18 protein-coding genes are annotated in these 18,105 nt (G+C 72.3%); 5 read left to right on the top strand and 13 right to left on the bottom strand.

The genetic code is table 11. The features are described from left to right. Window positions 1-744, bottom strand: a 744-nt coding sequence (locus O7631_RS33160) for a 1-acyl-sn-glycerol-3-phosphate acyltransferase (protein ID WP_278148106.1), incomplete at its 3' end; no start/stop codon positions are given. Beyond that, window positions 744-1,577 carry a patatin-like phospholipase family protein gene (locus tag O7631_RS33155; protein ID WP_278147795.1) on the bottom strand — a complete coding sequence of 278 codons (834 nt, stop codon included), beginning with the start codon at window positions 1,575-1,577 and terminating at the stop codon, window positions 744-746. The genes O7631_RS33155 and O7631_RS33160, both read right to left, overlap by 1 nt. Before the next feature lie 164 nt (window positions 1,578-1,741). Here O7631_RS33155 and O7631_RS33150 point away from each other — a divergent pair, with 164 nt between their 5' ends. Further along, complete coding sequence (locus O7631_RS33150) at window positions 1,742-3,181, top strand: serine/threonine-protein kinase (RefSeq protein WP_278147796.1); 1,440 nt, start codon at window positions 1,742-1,744, stop codon at window positions 3,179-3,181. Window positions 3,182-3,367: 186 nt separating this feature from the next. Here O7631_RS33150 and O7631_RS33145 read toward each other — a convergent pair whose 3' ends face one another. From O7631_RS33145 to O7631_RS33105, 9 genes are all read right to left on the bottom strand, one after another. Beyond that, complete coding sequence (locus tag O7631_RS33145) at window positions 3,368-4,423, bottom strand: glycosyltransferase family 4 protein (RefSeq protein WP_278148097.1); 1,056 nt, start codon at window positions 4,421-4,423, stop codon at window positions 3,368-3,370. Between the two features lie 158 nt (window positions 4,424-4,581). Continuing rightward, entirely contained in the window at window positions 4,582-5,250 is a 669-nt protein-coding gene (locus O7631_RS33140; protein ID WP_278147797.1) for a BON domain-containing protein, read from the bottom strand. Between the two features lie 182 nt (window positions 5,251-5,432). Continuing rightward, window positions 5,433-7,019, bottom strand: coding sequence for a trypsin-like peptidase domain-containing protein (locus tag O7631_RS33135; RefSeq protein WP_278147798.1), 1,587 nt, complete (start codon window positions 7,017-7,019; stop codon window positions 5,433-5,435). Window positions 7,020-7,081: 62 nt separating this feature from the next. Then, window positions 7,082-8,668 carry a HAMP domain-containing sensor histidine kinase gene (locus O7631_RS33130; protein ID WP_278142469.1) on the bottom strand — a complete coding sequence of 529 codons (1,587 nt, stop codon included), beginning with the start codon at window positions 8,666-8,668 and terminating at the stop codon, window positions 7,082-7,084. Continuing rightward, on the bottom strand, window positions 8,665-9,366 hold the full coding sequence (locus O7631_RS33125; RefSeq protein ID WP_030336721.1) for a response regulator transcription factor: 702 nt from the start codon (window positions 9,364-9,366) through the stop codon (window positions 8,665-8,667). The genes O7631_RS33130 and O7631_RS33125 overlap by 4 nt, the downstream gene beginning before the upstream one ends. 85 nt (window positions 9,367-9,451) lie before the next feature. Continuing rightward, window positions 9,452-10,063, bottom strand: coding sequence for a PadR family transcriptional regulator (locus O7631_RS33120; RefSeq protein WP_278142470.1), 612 nt, complete (start codon window positions 10,061-10,063; stop codon window positions 9,452-9,454). After that, the gene (locus O7631_RS33115; protein WP_278142471.1) at window positions 10,060-10,887 is read right to left on the bottom strand and encodes a DUF4097 family beta strand repeat-containing protein; all 828 of its coding nucleotides are present in this window, start codon (window positions 10,885-10,887) and stop codon (window positions 10,060-10,062) included. The genes O7631_RS33120 and O7631_RS33115 overlap by 4 nt, the downstream gene beginning before the upstream one ends. 448 nt (window positions 10,888-11,335) lie before the next feature. Continuing rightward, window positions 11,336-12,274 (bottom strand): lysophospholipid acyltransferase family protein, encoded by a 939-nt coding sequence (locus tag O7631_RS33110; RefSeq protein ID WP_278142472.1) that lies wholly within the window; start codon window positions 12,272-12,274, stop codon window positions 11,336-11,338. Next, entirely contained in the window at window positions 12,271-13,047 is a 777-nt protein-coding gene (locus O7631_RS33105; RefSeq protein WP_278142473.1) for a GNAT family N-acyltransferase, read from the bottom strand. The genes O7631_RS33110 and O7631_RS33105 overlap by 4 nt, the downstream gene beginning before the upstream one ends. Window positions 13,048-13,204: 157 nt before the next feature. On the opposite strand from O7631_RS33105, the gene O7631_RS33100 reads away from it, so the two are divergent. From O7631_RS33100 to O7631_RS33090, 3 genes are all read left to right on the top strand, one after another. Further along, window positions 13,205-13,852 carry a hypothetical protein gene (locus O7631_RS33100; RefSeq protein WP_278142474.1) on the top strand — a complete coding sequence of 216 codons (648 nt, stop codon included), beginning with the start codon at window positions 13,205-13,207 and terminating at the stop codon, window positions 13,850-13,852. Between the two features lie 141 nt (window positions 13,853-13,993). Further along, complete coding sequence (locus O7631_RS33095) at window positions 13,994-14,929, top strand: ABC transporter ATP-binding protein (RefSeq protein ID WP_278142475.1); 936 nt, start codon at window positions 13,994-13,996, stop codon at window positions 14,927-14,929. After that, window positions 14,926-15,750, top strand: coding sequence for an ABC transporter permease subunit (locus O7631_RS33090; RefSeq protein ID WP_088987815.1), 825 nt, complete (start codon window positions 14,926-14,928; stop codon window positions 15,748-15,750). Before O7631_RS33095 ends, O7631_RS33090 begins: the two co-directional genes overlap by 4 nt. Before the next feature lie 80 nt (window positions 15,751-15,830). Here the strand turns inward: O7631_RS33090 and O7631_RS33085 are convergent, their stop codons facing one another. Together O7631_RS33085 and O7631_RS33080 are read right to left on the bottom strand one after the other, a co-directional pair. Continuing rightward, window positions 15,831-16,226, bottom strand: coding sequence for a hypothetical protein (locus O7631_RS33085; protein WP_278142476.1), 396 nt, complete (start codon window positions 16,224-16,226; stop codon window positions 15,831-15,833). Then, a complete protein-coding gene (locus O7631_RS33080) occupies window positions 16,223-16,561 on the bottom strand; it encodes a hypothetical protein (protein WP_278142477.1) in 339 nt (112 codons plus the stop codon). The genes O7631_RS33085 and O7631_RS33080 overlap by 4 nt, the downstream gene beginning before the upstream one ends. 273 nt (window positions 16,562-16,834) lie before the next feature. Here O7631_RS33080 and O7631_RS33075 point away from each other — a divergent pair. Further along, a partial coding sequence (locus tag O7631_RS33075; RefSeq protein WP_278148105.1) for a 2-oxo acid dehydrogenase subunit E2 occupies window positions 16,835-18,105 on the top strand: 1,271 nt, incomplete at its 3' end.

The following is an 18,105-nucleotide window of genomic DNA, read 5'->3' as shown; positions in this document are numbered from 1 at the left end:
GTGACGCATCCGCTCGGCGCGCAGTGCCATCCGTTCCATCCCGAGCGAGCGCAGCCGGGCGATGGCACGCAGCCGCCGCTTGGGGGTGAAGTTGCCGCCCTCCGGGAAGATCACGAACGCGTCGTTGTCGTCCAGGCCCGCAGCCAGGTGTCCGACCTGGCGTACCGTCTCCTCGCCGCGCTCCGGCGTCGGCGCGATGAACCGGTTGGGCAGCCTGTTGAGCAGCACGTCGATCGCCGGGTCCCACTGGAGGCTGTCCTTGAGGACGATGCGTGGCTCCCGTTTGAACCAGTTGACCAGCCCGTGGATCAGGATGAACGAGTCGCCCGGCCCGGCGTGCCGGCACAGCACCAACTCGGGCCGGCCGGGCAGCGCGGTGTCCGGGTCGGTGCCCACCACGTCGATGCTCAGCCGCAGTGTCCACCGTGCCTGCCAGAACAGCACCCGCAGGAACCAGCCGGCCAGCACGTAGTGCGCGCGTTGGAAGGCCGGGGACCGGGTCCGCCAGCCGAAGCCGGAGGCGACCCAGAGCAGGAACAGCGCGATCAGCGCGGCGGCGTCCCAGACCAGGTAGACGCACCCGATCCAGAGCAGCCGCAGCGGCCGCAACCGACCCGGGACCAGCGGAGACGCGGCGGCGGCGAGCAGCGCCCAGATCGGCAGGGTGGTGACCACCACGAACGCCAGCCCCACCACGGCGGGGGCGAACAGCAACCGACGCAGCCACCTGGGGGGCAGCGGCATCATCGCTCCTGGTGGGTGGCGAGGTAGCGGCGGGAGGCGGTGTACGCCCGGCTGATCCGCCGCCCCACGGCCGCCATGTCCCGGTACGCCCACGGCGTGTCGTCGCGGGGGTTGAGCCCACCGGTCGGCAGGACGTGCACCTCCACTCCCTCGGGCAGCGCCGCCAACTCGCGGAAGAACCGGTGTCGGCGGGAGATCTCGAACGCGACCTGGGCGATCTCCCACGGCCGTCGGGGCGGCGTCAACTCCCGCTCGATGCGGCCCACCTGGAGGACGTAGATCCGACGTGCGCCGACGGCCACCGCCTCGCCGATCGGGATGGAGTTGACGATGCCCCCGTCCACGTAGTGCGCGCCGTCGATCTGCATGGGCGGGAGCAGGCCGGGCACCGAGGCCGACGCCAGCACCGCCGGCACCACCGGACCGCTGTCGAACCAGTGCTCGGCCGCCCGCTCGATGTGCGCGGCGCAGCAGCGAAAGGGCACCCGCAGGTCGGCGAAGGTGGTGTCCACCCCCAGCTCGGTCTCCAGCAACCGGCGCAGTGGGCGAGGTGAGTGCAGATGGGTACGGGCGGCGAAGCGGCGCAACTGCCGGGCGACCGAGTCCCCGTACACCTCGCTCGCCTCCGGCGAGGCCCAGAGCCGGACGAGCCGGTCGGTCACCGCCTCCGTCGGGTCGGCGGCGACCAGCGCGCCGTTCACCGCGCCGATCGAGGTGCCGAGCACCATGTCGGGTTTGATGCCGGCGCGGAACAACGCGCGCAACATGCCCACCTCGACCGCGCCGAGCACGCCCCCGCCGCCGAGCACGAATGCCACAGGTCCCCCCGCCATGCCCCTCATCCTGGCACGGGCGCGCAGCCGACCGGCCGGCCACCGTCGCCGGGCGGTCGGCGCACACCAGGCACCGCCCGCCGACCGGCGCGGCGACGGCGTTGACAGGCAGGACACATTCGCGCAACCTGATACCGCTCCCACCCCTGAGGCAGGTGCGATCTGTGAAGGCAGCACTGCATCCGGGCCGGTTGCTGGCTCGCAGATATCGACTTCTCGACCAGATCGGTGCCGGCGGCATGTCGGTCATCTGGCGCGCCCGGGACGAGGTGCTGGACCGGCTGGTCGCCCTCAAGGTCCTCGCTCCTTCGCTGGCCGCCGACGCGCGTTTCCGGGGCATGGTGCGCGAGGAGGCCCGGGCCGCGGCCCAGTTGGTGCACCCACACCTGACCTCGGTGCACGACTACGGCGAGACTGTCGATCCGGACGGTTCGATCACCTCGTTCGTGGTGATGGAGCTGCTCGACGGCGAGGAGTTGGAGCTGCGCCTCACCGAGGGGCCGTTGCCGTGGGCCGAGGCGGTCCAGGTGGGCGCGCAGGTCGCGGAGGCACTGGCCGCGGCGCACCGGCTCGGCATCGTGCACCGGGACATCACCCCGGCCAACGTGATGATGACCGGCACGGGCGTCAAGGTGCTCGACTTCGGCATCGCCACCCGGATCGGCGCACCGGACGAGGACGAGGACGGCGAGACCTTCGGCACGCCCGCGTACGTCGCGCCGGAACGCCTCGACGGCGCGCCGGCCCAGCCGTCCACCGACGTGTACTCACTCGGCGTGCTGCTGTACGAGGCGCTCACCGGTCGGGTTCCGTACCCGGCCGACACCTGGGAGCAGCTCAGCGCCGCCCTGGCCGACGGCCCGCCACCGACACTCGCCGAGCTGCCGGAGCTGCCCCCGCCGGTGGCCCGGATCTGCCTGCGCAGCCTCGCCCGGGATCCGGCCGACCGGCCGACCGCCCGGCAGGTCGCCACAGTGTTGCGCGGCCATCTGCTGCCGCCCGATCCCCCGGCCGCGACCATCCGGGTGCCCACCCGGCCTCTTCCGCCGCAGCCGGTCGACCCGCCGCCGGCGGCCGAAGGGGCGGCGGCCGAAGGGGCGGCGGCCGACTCGGGTTGGTCCCGACGACGGCTGGCACTGCTGCTCGTCCTGGCCGTCGGTGTGGCACTGGCCGGTGTGGCCCTGCTGCCCGAGCAGCGGCCGACGCCCCGCACGCAGCCCTCGGTGGGCCCGACGACGACCTCGCCCAGCGACCCGCCAGTTCCACCGTCGTCCGAGCCGACCACGCCCTCGCCGACGACGCCGAGCACCGGCAACACGCCCACGTCGCGTCCGGGGAGCCTGGTCGAGGCGGCCGGCCGGGTCGACGGGCTGATCACCGCAGGCCTGAACGCCGGGGAGATCCGTGACGACGTGGGTCTCGACCTGCGCAACGAGCTGCGCAACCTGACGGCCGCGGTCAGTTCCGGCCGCGACGAACTGGCGCCGCCGGTGGCCCGGCTGCGGGAAAAGGTCGCGGTGCGCCTCGGCGAGGGTGGCATCAGTCCGGGGTACGCGTCGCAGCTCGACGCCGCGATCGCCGACCTGGGGGCAGCCCGGGTCTAGACGAGTGGGTCCGAAGTCTGGTCGGTGGTCGCCATCCGCTTCGGCTGGCCCACCGTGCCGATGTGCTGTTGAGCGATATACCTCAGAGTCATAAATATGACTCTGAGGTATATCGCGCACCGTCGCATCCGCCCTGACGGAGGTGACCGACGGTCACCGCCGGCCGCGCCCACAGACCGGGGCAGGTCAGCGGACCGGCACCCAGGCCGATTCGCGGAGGTCGTGACCCCTGACGGCGAAACCTCGGTAGACCTCGACGTAGTCGTTCGCCATCCGCTCGACCGAGAAGTTCTCCGCGACGTGCGCCACGCAGTCCTCCGGGTCGAGCTGCTCGACGGCGAGCACCGCGGCGGGCAGCTCCTCCGGCCGTTCGCACACCAGCCCGGTCAGCCCGGGGCGCACCAGCTCCGGCACCGCGCCCCGGTTGAGCGCCACCACAGGTGTGCCGGTCGCCATCGCTTCCAGCATCACCATGCCGAACGGCTCGTCCCACTGGATCGGCATGATCAGACAGCGGGCGTCGACGAGCATCCGCAGCGTCTCCGCGCGGTCGGCGTTGAGCACGACAGTCACGTCCTCGTCGACCAGCGGCGCGACGACCTGCTCGTAGTAGCGACGCTCGGCCGGCTCGTTGCACTTGCCGGCCAGCAGCAGGGGCAACCCGGCCTCCCGGCAGGCCCGGATGGCGACCTCCGGGCCCTTGTCCGGGCTGAACCGGGCCAGCCACAGCACCGGCCCCCGGCCGGGCGCGTTCTTCCGCGGGAAACCACTGATGTCCAGTGCGTTGTGCACGGTGCCGGCCCAGGGCAGGTCGGTGTTCAAGCGACGTTGAGCGTGCGAGATGGCCACCAGGGCGACGCCCTGGTCGACGTCGCTCAGCACGTCGCCGTACTCCCCGACGGGGTTGCCGTGCACGGTCGCGACCGTCGGCACCGCCCGGCGGCCGGCGACCAGCGGGCCGATCGTGGTGTGGTCGTGGATCACGTCGAAGTCGGCGGCCGTGATCAGCCGGTTCACCCGGGCCAGGTGGGCCAGCTCCGGCAGTGACTCGCCGAGCCGCTCGTACTGGACCTCGGGAACTGTGGAGACGAAGCCGTCGGCCGCCGTGCCGTGGTCGCTACCGGCACCGAACAGCGTGACCGCGTGTCCCTGCACGCTGAGGGCGTCCACCAGGCCGGCGACGACCTGTTCGAGGCCGCCGTAGCCGGGAGGCGGCACTGACAACCATGGCGGGACCACCATCGCGATGCGCAACGACCGCCCTCTCGGCCGGTCCGCGGGCGGGTGGATCAGGGCCACGAGTCCTCCGCGTTGGTCCCCGGTGCAAGCGTCACCGGCGGTCGGAACGGTCGGCGGCGAGTTCCCCGGGACGCCCCCGGTAAACCGGACAAGCCGGACGCTCACCCGCCGACCAGGAGTTGGTCGTGCACCACCCGTACGCCCGGCGCGGACCAGGCCACCCGCTCGACCTGGTCGCGTTCCCACCAGGACCGGACCACCCCGGCCAGGACGAGCGTGTCGCCGTCCACCTCGACGGTCACCCGCTCGGCACCGATGGTGCGCGCCAGCGCCCGCTGCACGTCCCGACGCAGCAGTTCGGCCGGTGGCGCCGGCGGTCGCACCTCGATCAGGTTGGTGATCCCCCGTACGCCGTCGAGCCGGCGCACCGCCCCCTCGGCGGCACGCCGCTGCCACCCGAACTCGACCTCACCGCGGAGCATCAGCCACCCGTTGGCCACCGTCACGTCCAGCCGCTCGGCGGGCACGAAACTGTCCCACTCCAGCGCGCGGGCGGCGGCGATGGCGACCTCGCCGTCGGTACGCCCCGGCGTGCCCGGCAGCCGCACCTCGATCTCGTCGGCCACCGCCCGGACGCCGCGGACCCGCTGCGCGCACCGGGTCGCCGCCCAACCGCGGGCGGCACCGTCCACGAAGCCGGTCAGCGTGACCACACCCTCGTCGACGCTCACACCGATCTCGTTCGGTTGCAGCTGGGCGTCCCAGGCGAGCTGCGCCAGGACGTCGCGTTGGATCCGCTGGTCGTCGCGGACATCCACCACGTCGGTCACGACACCTACCCCCGGTTCCGGTCGCCGAGACTCGTCGCTCCCGAAGGTGCCGGAGAACCGGGTGACGGCGGTTCACCCGATCAGGGTGAACCGCCGTCACGGCGGAAAAGAGCGGCGGGTGACGGAGCCGACCCCCTCGGCTCCACCACCCGCCGCCGGAGGGAGGCAGGTTCAGATGTGTGTCACGGCGTCTCGGCGAGCGTCACGGTCACCGTCTTCTCGTCGCCGTTGCGCTTGAACTGCACCTCGACCCGGTCGCCGACCTTGCCGGCCTGCACCGCGCCGACCAGGTCGTCGGAGTCGTTGACCGGCTTGTCGCCGAACCGGGTGACGACGTCGCCGCGCTGGAGGCCGGCCTTCTCGGCCGGGCTGCCCGGGGTGACCGACGCGACGAGCGCGCCGCCGCCTTCGGCCTGGTTGACGCCGACCCCGAGCGACGGGTGGCTGACCTTCTCGCCGCGCTGGAGCTTGCCCGCGACGTCCTTGGCCTTGTTGCTGGGGATGGCGAAGCCGACGCCGATGTTGCCGGTGCTCTGGCCGGAGGTCGCGATGGCGGTGTTCACGCCGATCACCTCGCCCCGGGTGTTGACCAGCGCGCCGCCGGAGTTGCCGGGGTTGATCGGCGCGTCGGTCTGGAGCAGGCCGGAGATCGAGCTGACGGTCTGGCTCTGCTGCTGGGTCGGGTCCTGCGGCTGACCCTCGCCGGCCCGGATGGTGCGGTCGCGGGCGCTGAGGATGCCCGACGTCACCGAACCCTGCAGGCCGAGCGGGCTGCCCAACGCCAGCACCTGGTCACCGACCTGCATGGCGTCGCTGTCACCGAACTTGGCCGCCTTGAGGTCGCTCACGCCGTTGGCCTTGACCACGGCCAGGTCGGTCTTCGGGTCGGTGCCGATGACCTTCGCCTCGGCCTTCTTGCCGTCAGCGAAGATCACCAGCACGTTGCCACCGGCGGCGGAGGCGACCACGTGGTTGTTGGTCAGCACGTACCCGTCGGCGCTGAGCACCACCCCGGAACCCTCACCGCTGTCGGTGGTGATCGAGACGACGCTGTCCTGCACGGACGCGGCGATCTTCGGCAGGTCCGCGCCGTTGATCACCGGTGCCGCCGAGTAGGTGCGGGTGACGCCGCCGCCGTCACCGTCGAGGGCCAGGGCGAGCGCGCCACCGGCGACGCCCGACCCGAGCATCAGGGCGAACACCGCGACGCCGGCCCCGGCGAACTTGGCGATCCGACCCGGCCGAGGGCCGCTGCCGGGCGGCGCGACCTGCGGGCCCCACGGAGGAACCGGCTGGCCCGGGTGCTGGGGGTGCTGCCCGGGGTGCTGGGCGTGCTGCTGGTGCTGACCCGGGTACGCCATGCCCGGCTGGCCCCCGCCGGCCCAGCCGGACTGCTGGCCCGGGTACCAGGGAGCACCGGGGTACTGACCGGCGCTCTGCTGCGGGTAGCCGGACTGGCCGTGCGCCGGGTAGCCGGAGACCGGGTACGGCGGCGCGGACGGGGTGGCGGCCGAGGGCTGGTAGGCGGTCGGCGGCTCGTACCCGGTCGGCTGGTGGGCGGGCGCGGAGGGGCCGGCCGGCGCGGGCGACGCGGTCGGGGTCACGGCGCTCGTCGGCGTGTCGTCACCGCTGGTGGAGACGACCTCGATGGGAGTGGTCGGGGAGTCGGACTGCGCGCGCTCGTCGCGCGGCAGCTCGGCGGTGGGGTGCGACGGCTCGGCGTCGGTGGGGGCCGGCCGGCGCTGCGGGTCGGACTCGAACTCGGTCATGGCACTACCTTCCCCCCCAGCTCTGCGATCAAGCTGGAACCGTCCTGGAAGTTGGCTGAAAGTCACTCGCCGGCGTCGTCGACCTGTGCCAGCAGCGGAAGCCGGACCCGGAAGGTAGCCCCGCCACCCGGCGTCTCGGCCACCTCGACCGAACCGTGGTGAGCCGCGACCAACGCCGCCACGATGGCCAGGCCGAGGCCGGTGCCGGTGTTGCCGTCAGCCCGCCGGGTCCGTGCCGCGTCCGCCCGGTAGAATCGCTCGAAGACCCGTTCGGCCTGCTCCGGGGAGAGGCCCGGGCCGGTGTCGGCCACCTCCACCACGGCGAAGCCGCCCGGTTCGCTGCGCAACCGCACACGGATCTCGGCGTCGGTCGGAGTGTGGGTCAACGCGTTGGTGACCAGGTTGCCGATCACCTGGCGCAGCCGCGCGTCGTCGGCGGAGACCACGAGCGGGCCCGCGTCGGGCGCGATCTCCAGCTCGATGCGCCGGTCCGGGGCGATCGCCCGGGCCGCGTGCACCGCGTCGGAGGCGAGCACCGGCAGCTCCACCGGAGTCAGCGAGAGCGGCCGTTCCCGGTCCAGGCGGGCGAGCAGCAGCAGGTCCTCCACCAGCAGTCCCATCCGCGCCGCTTCGTCCTCGATGCGGCGCAGCAGGCCGGCGGTCTGCTCCGGCGCGCGGGAGGCGCCCTGCCGGTACAGCTCGGCGAAACCACGGATGGTGGTCAGCGGGGTCCGTAGCTCGTGCGAGGCGTCCGCGACGAACTGCCGCATCCGCTCCTCCGAGCGCCGGGCCCGCGCCTCGGATGCCTGGGCGGAGGCCGCCGCGTCCCGGGCGGCGCTCTCCGCCCACCTCGCCGCGGTCTCCGAGGCTGCTCGGGCGGTGAACGCCACCTCGATCTGGGTGAGCATCGCGTTGAGCGCGCGGGAGAGCCGCCCCAGCTCGGAGGTGGGATGCTCCTGCCCCTGCTCCGGATCGGGCACCCGGCGGGTCAGGTCACCCCCGGCAATGGCGGCGGCGGTGCGTTCGATCTCCACCAGCGGTTTCAGGCTGGTGCGGACGATCGCCGCGCCGACCGAGGCCAGCATGATCAGCACCGCACCGCCGACCAGCAGGTCGATCCAGGCCAGTCGTTTGACGGCCTGGTCGACATCCGTCAGGTGCTGGCCGATCACGGCCATCTGGCCGTTGGGCAGCTCGGTGTAGAGCATCCGCCAGCGCACCGAGCTGTCCCGGGCCCGAACGGTGAACGGATTTCCCTCGCGGGCCTCGTCCTGCGCCTGGAAGCCGCTCGCGTCACTCGGCCACGGCGGCAGATCGTCCACCCCGAAGCGGGACGAGTCGTACAGGGGCGGTTGCACCCTGCCGGTCCGCGCGTCGGTCAGCACGACCACGTAGTCGCTGGGCAGCGAGACGGTGTTCGTCGACGGCGTGATCGACTGGATCCCCTTCTCCGTGATGGACTGGATTCCCTTGGCCGAGCTACGCAGCTCCAGGTCGATCTGGTCGACCAGGTAGTTGTGCAGGAAGTACGCGGTCGAGACGCTGATCACCAGCAGCGCGACGGCGACCAGCGCCAGCACCGAGGTGACCAGCTTGATCCGCAGTGGAACGCCGCGCACCCGCCCCTTCGCCTGCTGGACCGGGTTCACGCCGCCGGCTTGCGCAGGACGTACCCGACGCCACGGAGGGTGTGGATCAGCCGAGGCTGGGTGGTGTCGACCTTGCGCCGCAGGTACGAGATGTAGGACTCGACGATGTTGTCGTCACCGCGGAAGTCGTAGTTCCAGACGTGGTCGAGGATCTGCGCCTTGGACAGCACCCGGTTGGCGTTGAGCATCAGGTACCGCAGCAGCTTGAACTCCGTCGGCGAGAGCTGCACGCGCTGCCCGGCCCGGTGCACCTCGTGGGTCTCCTCGTCCAACTCCAGGTCGGCGAAGGTGAGCCGGGAGGGTGCCTGCTCGCCGGTCGTGGTGCGGCGCAGCACGGCGCGGATCCGGGCGGTCAACTCCTCCAGGCTGAACGGCTTGGTGACGTAGTCGTCACCGCCCAGGGTGAGGCCACGGATCTTGTCGTCGGTGGCGTCCCGGGCGGTCAGGAAGACCACCGGGGTACGCGTGCCGCCCTCGCGGAGCATGCGGATGACCTCGAACCCGTCCAGGTCCGGCAGCATCACGTCGAGGACCACCAGGTCGGGCCGGTGGTCCTTGGCGGCGTTGAGCGCCGCGCTCCCACTTGTCGCGGTGGCCACGTCGAAGCCCGCGAACCGCAGGCTCGCGGAGAGCAGTTCGAGGATGTTGGGGTCGTCCTCGACCACGAGGAGTCGCGCCTCGGTCTGGGTAGCGGGCATGGGCCCATCATCGGTGACATCACTGCGTCGGCGCTGGACGGTTCCTGCAAAAACCCTGTGAGTCGCGGTCGACTGGTTTTCCGACTCAGCGCAACAGGCGGCGCAGCCCGTCCAGGGCGCCGTCGAGCAACCTGATCGCGGTGCGGAGTTGCGTCTCGCTGAACCGTCGGGCGCGCACGAGTTGACCCACCTCGGAGGTGAACGCGGCCAGCCGCGTGTCGAACTCGTCGAGCAGCGCGGCGTGCGGCCCGGTGGCCGACGCCGGCCGGGGCGGCGGTGCGGGCGTCTCCCACCGGGTACGCCGGGTCTGCCGGGTGGCCTCGCTCAGCTCCCGCTTGAGGTCGCGTACCGACCCGCGTACCTCGCTGCGGATCTCGCCGGCCAGGCTGGAGAGGTCGGCCACCGAGGCGGCGATGTCCGCTTCCAGCTCGGTCAACTCGCCGGCCCGCTGGCGCAGCTCGGCACGACCAGCGTCGGTGATGTCGTACGTCTTGCGGCCACCGGCTGCGGTGTGGCTGACGAGGCCCTCGGCCTCCAACCGTTGGAGGCGGGGGTAGATGGTGCCGGCGCTGGGCGCGTAGAGCCCGAGGAACCGGTCCTCCAGAAGGCGGATCAGCTCGTACCCGTGCTTCGGGCCGTCGTCGAGGAGCTTGAGCAGGTAGAGCCGGAGCCGTCCGTGGCTGAACACGGCGGTCACGGCAACTCCTCCCCATCGTCGTCGACGGCTCGGGCGAGCAGGGCGATGCTCCCCGAGGTCGCGGAAGCCCAGAGCTTACCTTCGCCCGCGCCGAGCACCCCTTCACTGCTGCGCAGTGGGAACGTCGAGGTGCGGATCTGCGGAAAGCCACTGGTGATCCGGCCCGAGGCGGTCTGCAGTTGCACGGCGAGGTCGCTGTCCTCGCGGACCCGGACGGTGATGCCGCCCGAGATGGTGGTCAGCCGGATCTCGCTGCGTCGAGGGTTCTCCACCAGGTCGCAGGTGATCGCGCCGGAGACGGTCTGCGCCCGCACCCGGTCGGCGGCGCTGTCGGCGAGGATCACCTCGCCGGAGACCGTCTCCATGGAGAGGTCGCCACGGATGCCGAGCGCCTCCACCGGCCCGGACGTGATGGTCGCGGAGGTGTTGCCCCGCAGGCCCATCAGGGTGATCTGGCCGGAGACGACGTGCACTGTGGTCTGCCGGCGCAGGCCGGAGGCGACCAACGAGCCCGCGACCAGACCCAGATCGGCGAGGACGTCGGCGGGCACGGCGACGGAGACGTCCACCCGCGGGTACCGGTGGATCATCCGAAACCACCGCAGGACGTCCGACCAGCTCCGGCCGCGCTCCTGGCGGATGCTGAGCCGGCCGTCGGAGTGGTCGATCACTACCGGCCGGCGACCGACCTGGGTGACGTCGATCCGGGTCGGGCCGTCGGTGGCGACCACGTTGAGCCGTCCGCTCACCAGCCGGACGTCCAGCCGGGTGACCGGACCGTCCACGGTGAGCCGCTGCGGGCTCTCGACCGTCCATCCGGCCATGGCGTCCCCCTCTCGACGATGCGACACGCCGACACGTGCCACACCAGGAGACACTAACGCGATACATCGCGACATCACAAGATAGGTCGCGAGCCGCCAGACCACCAACCCCCAAGACCTCTGCCGAAACCCCCACACCACCCACGCCCGCCCGCCCCGCGCCGCCCGCGCCACCCGCCCCGCGCCGCGCCGCGCCGCGCCCAAGATCCGCGCAACTTCCCGGATGTTGCTGCCTCAGGCGCTCCGGAGGCAGCAACATCCCCGATCCTGCGCGGATCTTGGCGGGTGATCCCGCGGCGGAGGCCGCGGGGCGGGGGGCCCGGGAGGGCGCGGGGCGGGGGCCCGGGAGGGCGCGGGGCGGGGGCCCGGGAGGGCGCGGGGCGGGGGCCCGGGAGGGCGCGGGGTGGAGGGCGGGGGCGGGGACGGGGGCGGGCGGGGGCGGGCGGGCTTAGGCCGCCAGGTCCAGGTCGCTTCCTGTGGTCGGCGTCGGGACGGGGACCGCCGGGGCCACTGTGGGAACCGCACGCAAGCGGGTCCGCGTCGCCGCGTCCGATGCGGGCAGCAGGTGTACGGCCGACTCGGCGGCCCGGGCCAGCAACCGCCGATCGGCGTCCCGGGCGGGGTGCAGTGCGGCGGCGATCGTCACCGAAACCACGATCTCCCGCGCCGCGACCACCCGGGCCACCGACCGCAGCAGGGTGTCCGCGCCGAGGAAGGCGGTCGCCGTGGTCGCGGAGCCGGTCGCGTCGCAGCGGTAGGCGAGCCGCAGCGGCACCACCGGGCTGCCTGCGTCGATCGCCGCCTGGAACGTCGCGGGCCGGAAACCACCACCAGGGCGGCAATCGTCGGCACCGTCACCCGCACACCAGGTCGTACCCTCCGGGAAGACCGCCACCGACCGGCCGGCGCGCAACGCGTCCGCGACCCGGCCGACGGTGCTCGGCAGTGCTCTCGGGCGGGACCGGTCCACGAAGACAGTGCCCGCCGCCGCCGCCAACAGGCCGACCACCGGCCAGGAGCGGATCTCCCGTTTGGCGACCATCCGGGTGGGCGCGACCGCCAGGACCGCGAGGATGTCCAGCCACGAGACGTGGTTGGCGACCAGCAGCGCCCGCCGTCGGGGCAGCCGGCCCCGGATCACCAGCCGGACGCCGAAGGCGCGAATGGTGGCCCGGGCCCAGCCGCGTACCGCCGCCTGCCGTTCCCGGGTTGGAAGCACCGGCAGCAGCAGCACCAGGCCGACCCCGGCGACCAACATGCCGGCCGCCGCCGCCAATCGCAGCGCCCGACGGGCCACCGGCACCGTGGGCACCTCACCGGCCACCGGCAGGCAGTCGTCGTCGCAGCCCGAGGAGGGCCGCCACAGGTCGTGCGCCACGGTGGTCACCGCTGCTCCCCGCCCAGGAAGTGCCGCAGGTACCGCGGGTTCATCCGGTCCAGCGAGAAGAGCACGTAGAAGTCCGCGCACCCGAAGTCGCTGTCGTACGCGGGTTCACCGCAGATCCACGCGCCGAGCCGGAGGTAGCCCCGCAGCAGCGGCGGCACCACGACGCGCCCAGCCGGCTCGGCGGCGGTCACCGGTGCGGCGGCCGCCGGTTCGGCGAACCAGGGTCGGAGCGGACGGACCCGCAGCGGCGGCGGCGACAGGTGCCGCGTCTGGGCCTGGGCCCAGACCTCGGCGACCGTCCGTCCACCGTCGTCCACCGGCACCGAGGCGCAGCCGCCGAGCCAGCGGGAGCCGCGCAGGTGCAGGTAGCGGGTCAGACCGGCCCACATCAGGTTGATCACCGCGCCGGAGCGGTGGTCCGGATGCACACAGGACCGGCCCGTCTCCACCAGGTCGTCGCGGAGGGAGTCGAGCGCGGTGAGGTCGAACTCGCCCTCGGCGTACCGGCGGGGGGTCCGGCCGGGCGGCAGCAGCCGGTAGGTGCCGACCACCGCGCCGGTGCTGTCCTCACGGACGATCAGATGGTCGCAGTACGCGTCGAAGGGATCCACGTCCAGCCCGGCCTGGCCGGGACGGAGGGTGGCGCCGAGCTCGGTGGCGAACACCTCGTGGCGCAGGCGTTGCGCGGCCGCGACCTGGGTGGGGTCGTCGGCGATCAGCAGGGTGTATCCGCTGGTCTTCAGGGGTGCGCCAGCGGCATGCAGAACGGCCATGGGATCTGTGTAGGTGCCTGGGTTGCCATTCACGGGGACCACCGGTGTCGATCGGATGAACGCCGGCAGGCGAGACCGCGAGCACCACAGGGTTCCGCCCGTGCGAGGCTGCCGGGACGGCCGGCGAGGACGCTGGTACGCCACCTGGAGGTCGACGATGCGCATCGAGTCCCGCTACAACGGGCCCACCGGCTCCGGCAACGGCGGATGGAGCGCGGGGGTGTTCGCCGCCGAGGCGGGCGGAACCGGGCCGGTCGAGGTGACACTGCGCCGACCACCGCCGCTGGAGACCGAGCTGCGGCTGGTCGACGGCGAGGTCCGGGACCCGGCGGGGGACCTGGTGGCCGAGGTACGCCCGGTCGACGCGGTCGATGCCGTCGTACCCCCGGTCGACCTGGAGACCGCGGTGGCCGCCGCGACCCGCTACCCGGGGCTGGTCGAGCATCCGTTCCCCGGCTGTTACGTCTGCGGACCGCAGCGGTCCGACGGGCTGCGGATCTTTCCCGGCCCCTTGCCGGACGGGCGGACCGCCGCGCCGTTCCGGGCCCCCGGACAAGTCAGCGAGGCCACGGTCTGGGCGGCGTTGGACTGTCCCGGTGGGTGGACGGTGCTCGCGCCCGGACGCCCGTACCTGCTGGGCCGGATCGCCGCCGTGGTCGCCGCGCTGCCGGCGCCCGGCGACGAGTGCGTGGTGACCGGGGCGCTGCTCGGCGTCGACGGGCGCAAGGCGACCGTGCACACCAGCCTGTACGGCCCGGACGGCGCGTTGCTGGGCGCGGCACGGGCGACCTGGATCGCCCGCTGATCCCGGTCGTCAACCGCAGGGAGGACCCGTCTCCACCCTGAGACGGATCAGGACATACGGACCGTGCCTGATTGACCTTGTTGCATTGGGCCGTCACGCTGTGCCACGGCGTACCTCGACGCCACGCACGGGAGGAGAACGATGACTGACGGGCAGAGAAGCCCCACCAGCGACGGTCAGATCGAGGTGTCCGGTCTGACAAAGCAGTACAAGAACGTCCGGGCGGTGAACAACCTGTCCTTCACCGTGGCGCCGGGGCGGGTGACCGGCTTCCTCGGCCCGAACGGCGCTGGTAAGACCACCACGCTGCGCATGTTGCTGAACCTGGTCACCCCGACCGCCGGCACGGCCACCATCAGCGGCAGCCGGTACGCGGACCTCGCCGACCCGCTGCGGCACGTCGGCGCGATCCTGGAGGCGTCCAGCGCGCACAAGGGCCGCACCGGCATCAACCACCTGCGGGTGATCTGCGCGGCGGCCGGGCTGCCCAAGCAGCGGGCCGCCGAGGTGCTGGAACTGGTCGGGTTGACCCCGGCGGCGAAGCGCAAGTTCAAGGGTTACTCGCTGGGCATGAAGCAGCGGCTCGGCATCGCCGCGGCGATGCTCGGTGACCCCCGGGTGCTGATCCTCGACGAGCCGGCCAACGGGTTGGACCCGGAGGGCATCCGGTGGATGCGTGGGTTCCTCAAGAACCTCGCCCACGAGGGTCGTACGGTGCTGGTCTCCAGCCACCTGCTGTCCGAGATGCAGCTGCTCGCCGACGACGTGGTGATCATCGCCGCCGGCCAGTTGATCCGGCAGGGCCCGGTCGACCAGGTGCTCGGGTCGATGGCACAGGGCGCGCAGGTCCGGGTACGTACGCCGCAGGCCGAGGCGCTGACCACTGCGCTCAAGGCGCAGTCGGCGACGGTGAACGTCGACGAGCAGGGCGTGCTGCTGGTCACCGGGGTGGACGCGCCGGCCATCGGCCGCGCTGCCCTCGCGGCCGGCGTGGAACTGCACGAACTGACCACCGAACGGCCCGACCTGGAACGGGTCTTCCTGGAGCTGACGGCCGGAAAGGCGGGCATCCGATGAACCTGGTCCGATCCGAGCTGCTCAAGATCCGTACCACCAACACCTGGTGGATCTTCGCGCTCATCTCGCTGCCGCTCTGGGCGCTCACCCTGCTGATCAACTGGCTGCAGGCCGACACCCTGACCAACGGCAACCTCGGCGAGGTGCCGGCCGACCAGGCCGACACCCTGGCGGCGGCGTCCAGCGCGGACGCGCTCTCCTCGAACCTGTTCACCACCGGGCAGTTCTTCGGCCTGCTGATCGTGATGCTGCTCGGCATCATCGTGGTGACCAGCGAGTTCTTCCACCAGACGGTCACCACCACGTTCCTCACCAACCCGCACCGCACCGCCGTGATGAGCGCCAAGCTGGTGGCGGCGGGCGTGCTGGCGCTGCTGTTCTGGCTGGTGACCACCGCGTTCAACCTGGTCGCCGGTTCGGCGGTGCTGAACGCCATCGGGCTCGACTCACAACTGGGCAACGAGGCCGCGTGGCGGGCGATCGGGTTGAACCTGCTCGCGTACCTGCTCTGGGCGGTGTTCGGAGTCGGCATCGGCGTGCTGCTGCGCAGCCAGATCGGTGCCACGGTGACCGGCATCCTGCTCTACCTGGGCGGCTCGATCGGCGCCATCTTCGTGATCGCCATCCTGGCCGACCGGTGGGGTGACTGGATCAACAACCTCCAGTTGCTGGTGCCGTCGCTGGCCTCGTCGCTGATGGTCACCGGGGCCGACATCCCGGGCAACCCGCCGCGCTGGGCCGGGGCCGCCGTCCTGATCGGGTACGCGGTGGTGACCGGCGTGGTCGGCACCCTGCTGATGCGTCGACGCGACATCTCCTGACCGGTGCCGGGGTGACGGCAGCGCCGCCGTCACCCCGGAACGCCGGCCCGGCTCACCCGCCAGGGCAGCTCCGGCCCGACCTACCCGCCGGGGCAGCCCCGGCCGCCGCTGCGCGGTATGCACTGGGTGACCGCCGGGGCGGGCTCGTCGTCGGCGGGCGTGTGGCCGATCAGGCCGCCGGTGGCCATCCGGCCGACCAGAACGACCAGCAGATACACCACCACCATGCCGCCGACCGCCCAGCGGAAGTGCCGGTGCCAGTCCCCCTCGCCGGCCAGCCACAGCCCGACGATCGGCAGCGCGTTGAGCAGGAGGGCGGCGATCAGCACGGCGTCGGTGCCGGCGCCGAACGCCTGCGCCGCCTCGTGGGTCGGCGCGTACGGCTTCGAGGTGCGCCGGATCAGGCCCACCACGAGCAGGAACGGCACCCCGTACAACCAGACGAAGAAGAGCCCTCCCAGGCCGAGCCGCCTCACGAGCGCCCCGCGTACACGGCCGCGCAGATCGTGACGGTGACCACTGCGGACAGGGTGCCGGCGAGCACCGCCGTCGGCACCAGCCGGACGACCAGCGCGGTCACCAGCGCCGTCACGACGAGCAACCCGGCGAGCACCGGCCCACCCCACACCAGCATGACCAGCGCCAGGGACTCCCCCGGCGACAGGCAACTGAACCAGGCCGAGCAGTCCGTCGGCGGCGGGCTCGGCACACTCGCCAGGCCCACCGCCACTGCCGCACCGACAGTCACGTACCAACCGGACGCCACCGCCACACTCCGGCCGTAGCGCCCCCGTACCCCGTTGTGATCCATGCGAAGGATCCTCACCGGACTCGCGGCGCGGAGACATCGGCATCCGTACTCAGTTGTCGGGCCTCATGGCCATCGCTAGCAGCCGGCGGCCGATCACGCAGCGGTTGGTGAACTTCTGGCATCTTCTGTGAAACCGGCCACGGGACCGAGGCGGAAATGCCTGCGGGATCCGCACGGCGTAGCCTGGGAACCGTCCAGTTCGCGCTCTCCTACCGGGCGCGAGGGACGCACCGCGTGCCACACAAACCCGCGTGAAAGAGGCGATTACCGGCCGTGTCGACCCAGCAGACTTCGCAGGAGAACCCACTAGCGGGTTTCGGCCCGAATGAGTGGATCGTCGAGGAGATGTACCAGCGCTACCTCGCCGACCCAACGAGCGTCGATTCGGCCTGGCACGACTTCTTCGCCGACTACCGCCCGGCACCCGGAGCGGCGACCCCGCGTGGGGCCGAGTCGTCGGACAAGCCGGCCGCCGCTCCCGAACCGGACGGTCAGCCCGAGGCAGCCGCCAAGGTCAGCCAGCCGAGCGCCCCAGCGAAGCCGGCGAGCGCGCCGGCCGACGCGAAGCCGGCCGCCGCCCAGTCGGCGCCGGCCAAGCCCGCTGCCACTGCTCCGGCCGCGCCCAAGGCCGCGCCGGAGAAGGCCAAGCCTGCCGCCAAGGCCGCCGCGCCGACCGCCGACGGTCCGCAGACCACGCCGCTGCGTGGCGTCGCCGCGAAGATCGTCCAGAACATGGACGCCTCGCTGAGCGTGCCCACCGCGACCAGCGTCCGCGCGGTCCCGGCGAAGCTGCTGGTGGACAACCGCATCGTGATCAACAACCACCTCGCCCGGGGGCGCGGCGGCAAGGTCAGCTTCACCCACCTGGTCGGCTACGCGCTGGTCCGGGCGCTGGTCCAGCACCCGGAGATGAACAACTCCTTCGCCGAGGCCAACGGCAAGCCGGCGATGGTCCGCCCGCCGCACGTCAATCTCGGCATCGCGATCGACCTGGCCAAGCCCGACGGCAGCCGCAACCTCGTGGTCCCCTCCATCAAGGGCTGCGAGCAGATGGACTTCCGGCAGTTCTGGCAGGCGTACGAGGACGTGGTCCGTCGGGCGCGGCGCAACGAGCTGACCATGGAGGACTACTCCGGCACCACGATCTCGCTGACCAACCCGGGCGGCATCGGCACCGTGCACTCGATGCCGCGGCTCATGCAGGGGCAGAGCGCGATCATCGGTGTCGGCGCGATGGAGTACCCGGCCCCCTACCAGGGCATGTCCGAGGCCACCCTGGCCGAGCTGGCCGTCAGCAAGATCATCACGCTGACCAGCACGTACGACCACCGGATCATCCAGGGCGCGCAGTCCGGCGAGTTCCTCAAGGTCATGCACGAGCTGATCCTGGGCGAGCACGGCTTCTACGACCAGATCTTCACCGCGCTGCGCATCCCGTACGAGCCGGTGCGCTGGATGCGCGACGTGGCGGTCAGCTCCGAGGGCCAGATCAACAAGACCGCCCGGGTGCACGAGCTGATCCACGCGTACCGGGTGCGCGGTCA

The sequence above is a fragment of the Micromonospora sp. WMMD967 genome (assembly GCF_029626165.1).
GTDB classification, from domain to species: domain Bacteria; phylum Actinomycetota; class Actinomycetes; order Mycobacteriales; family Micromonosporaceae; genus Micromonospora; species Micromonospora taraxaci.
Note: the sequence above shows the minus strand (reverse complement) of the source record. Positions and strands in the feature narration are given on the sequence as shown.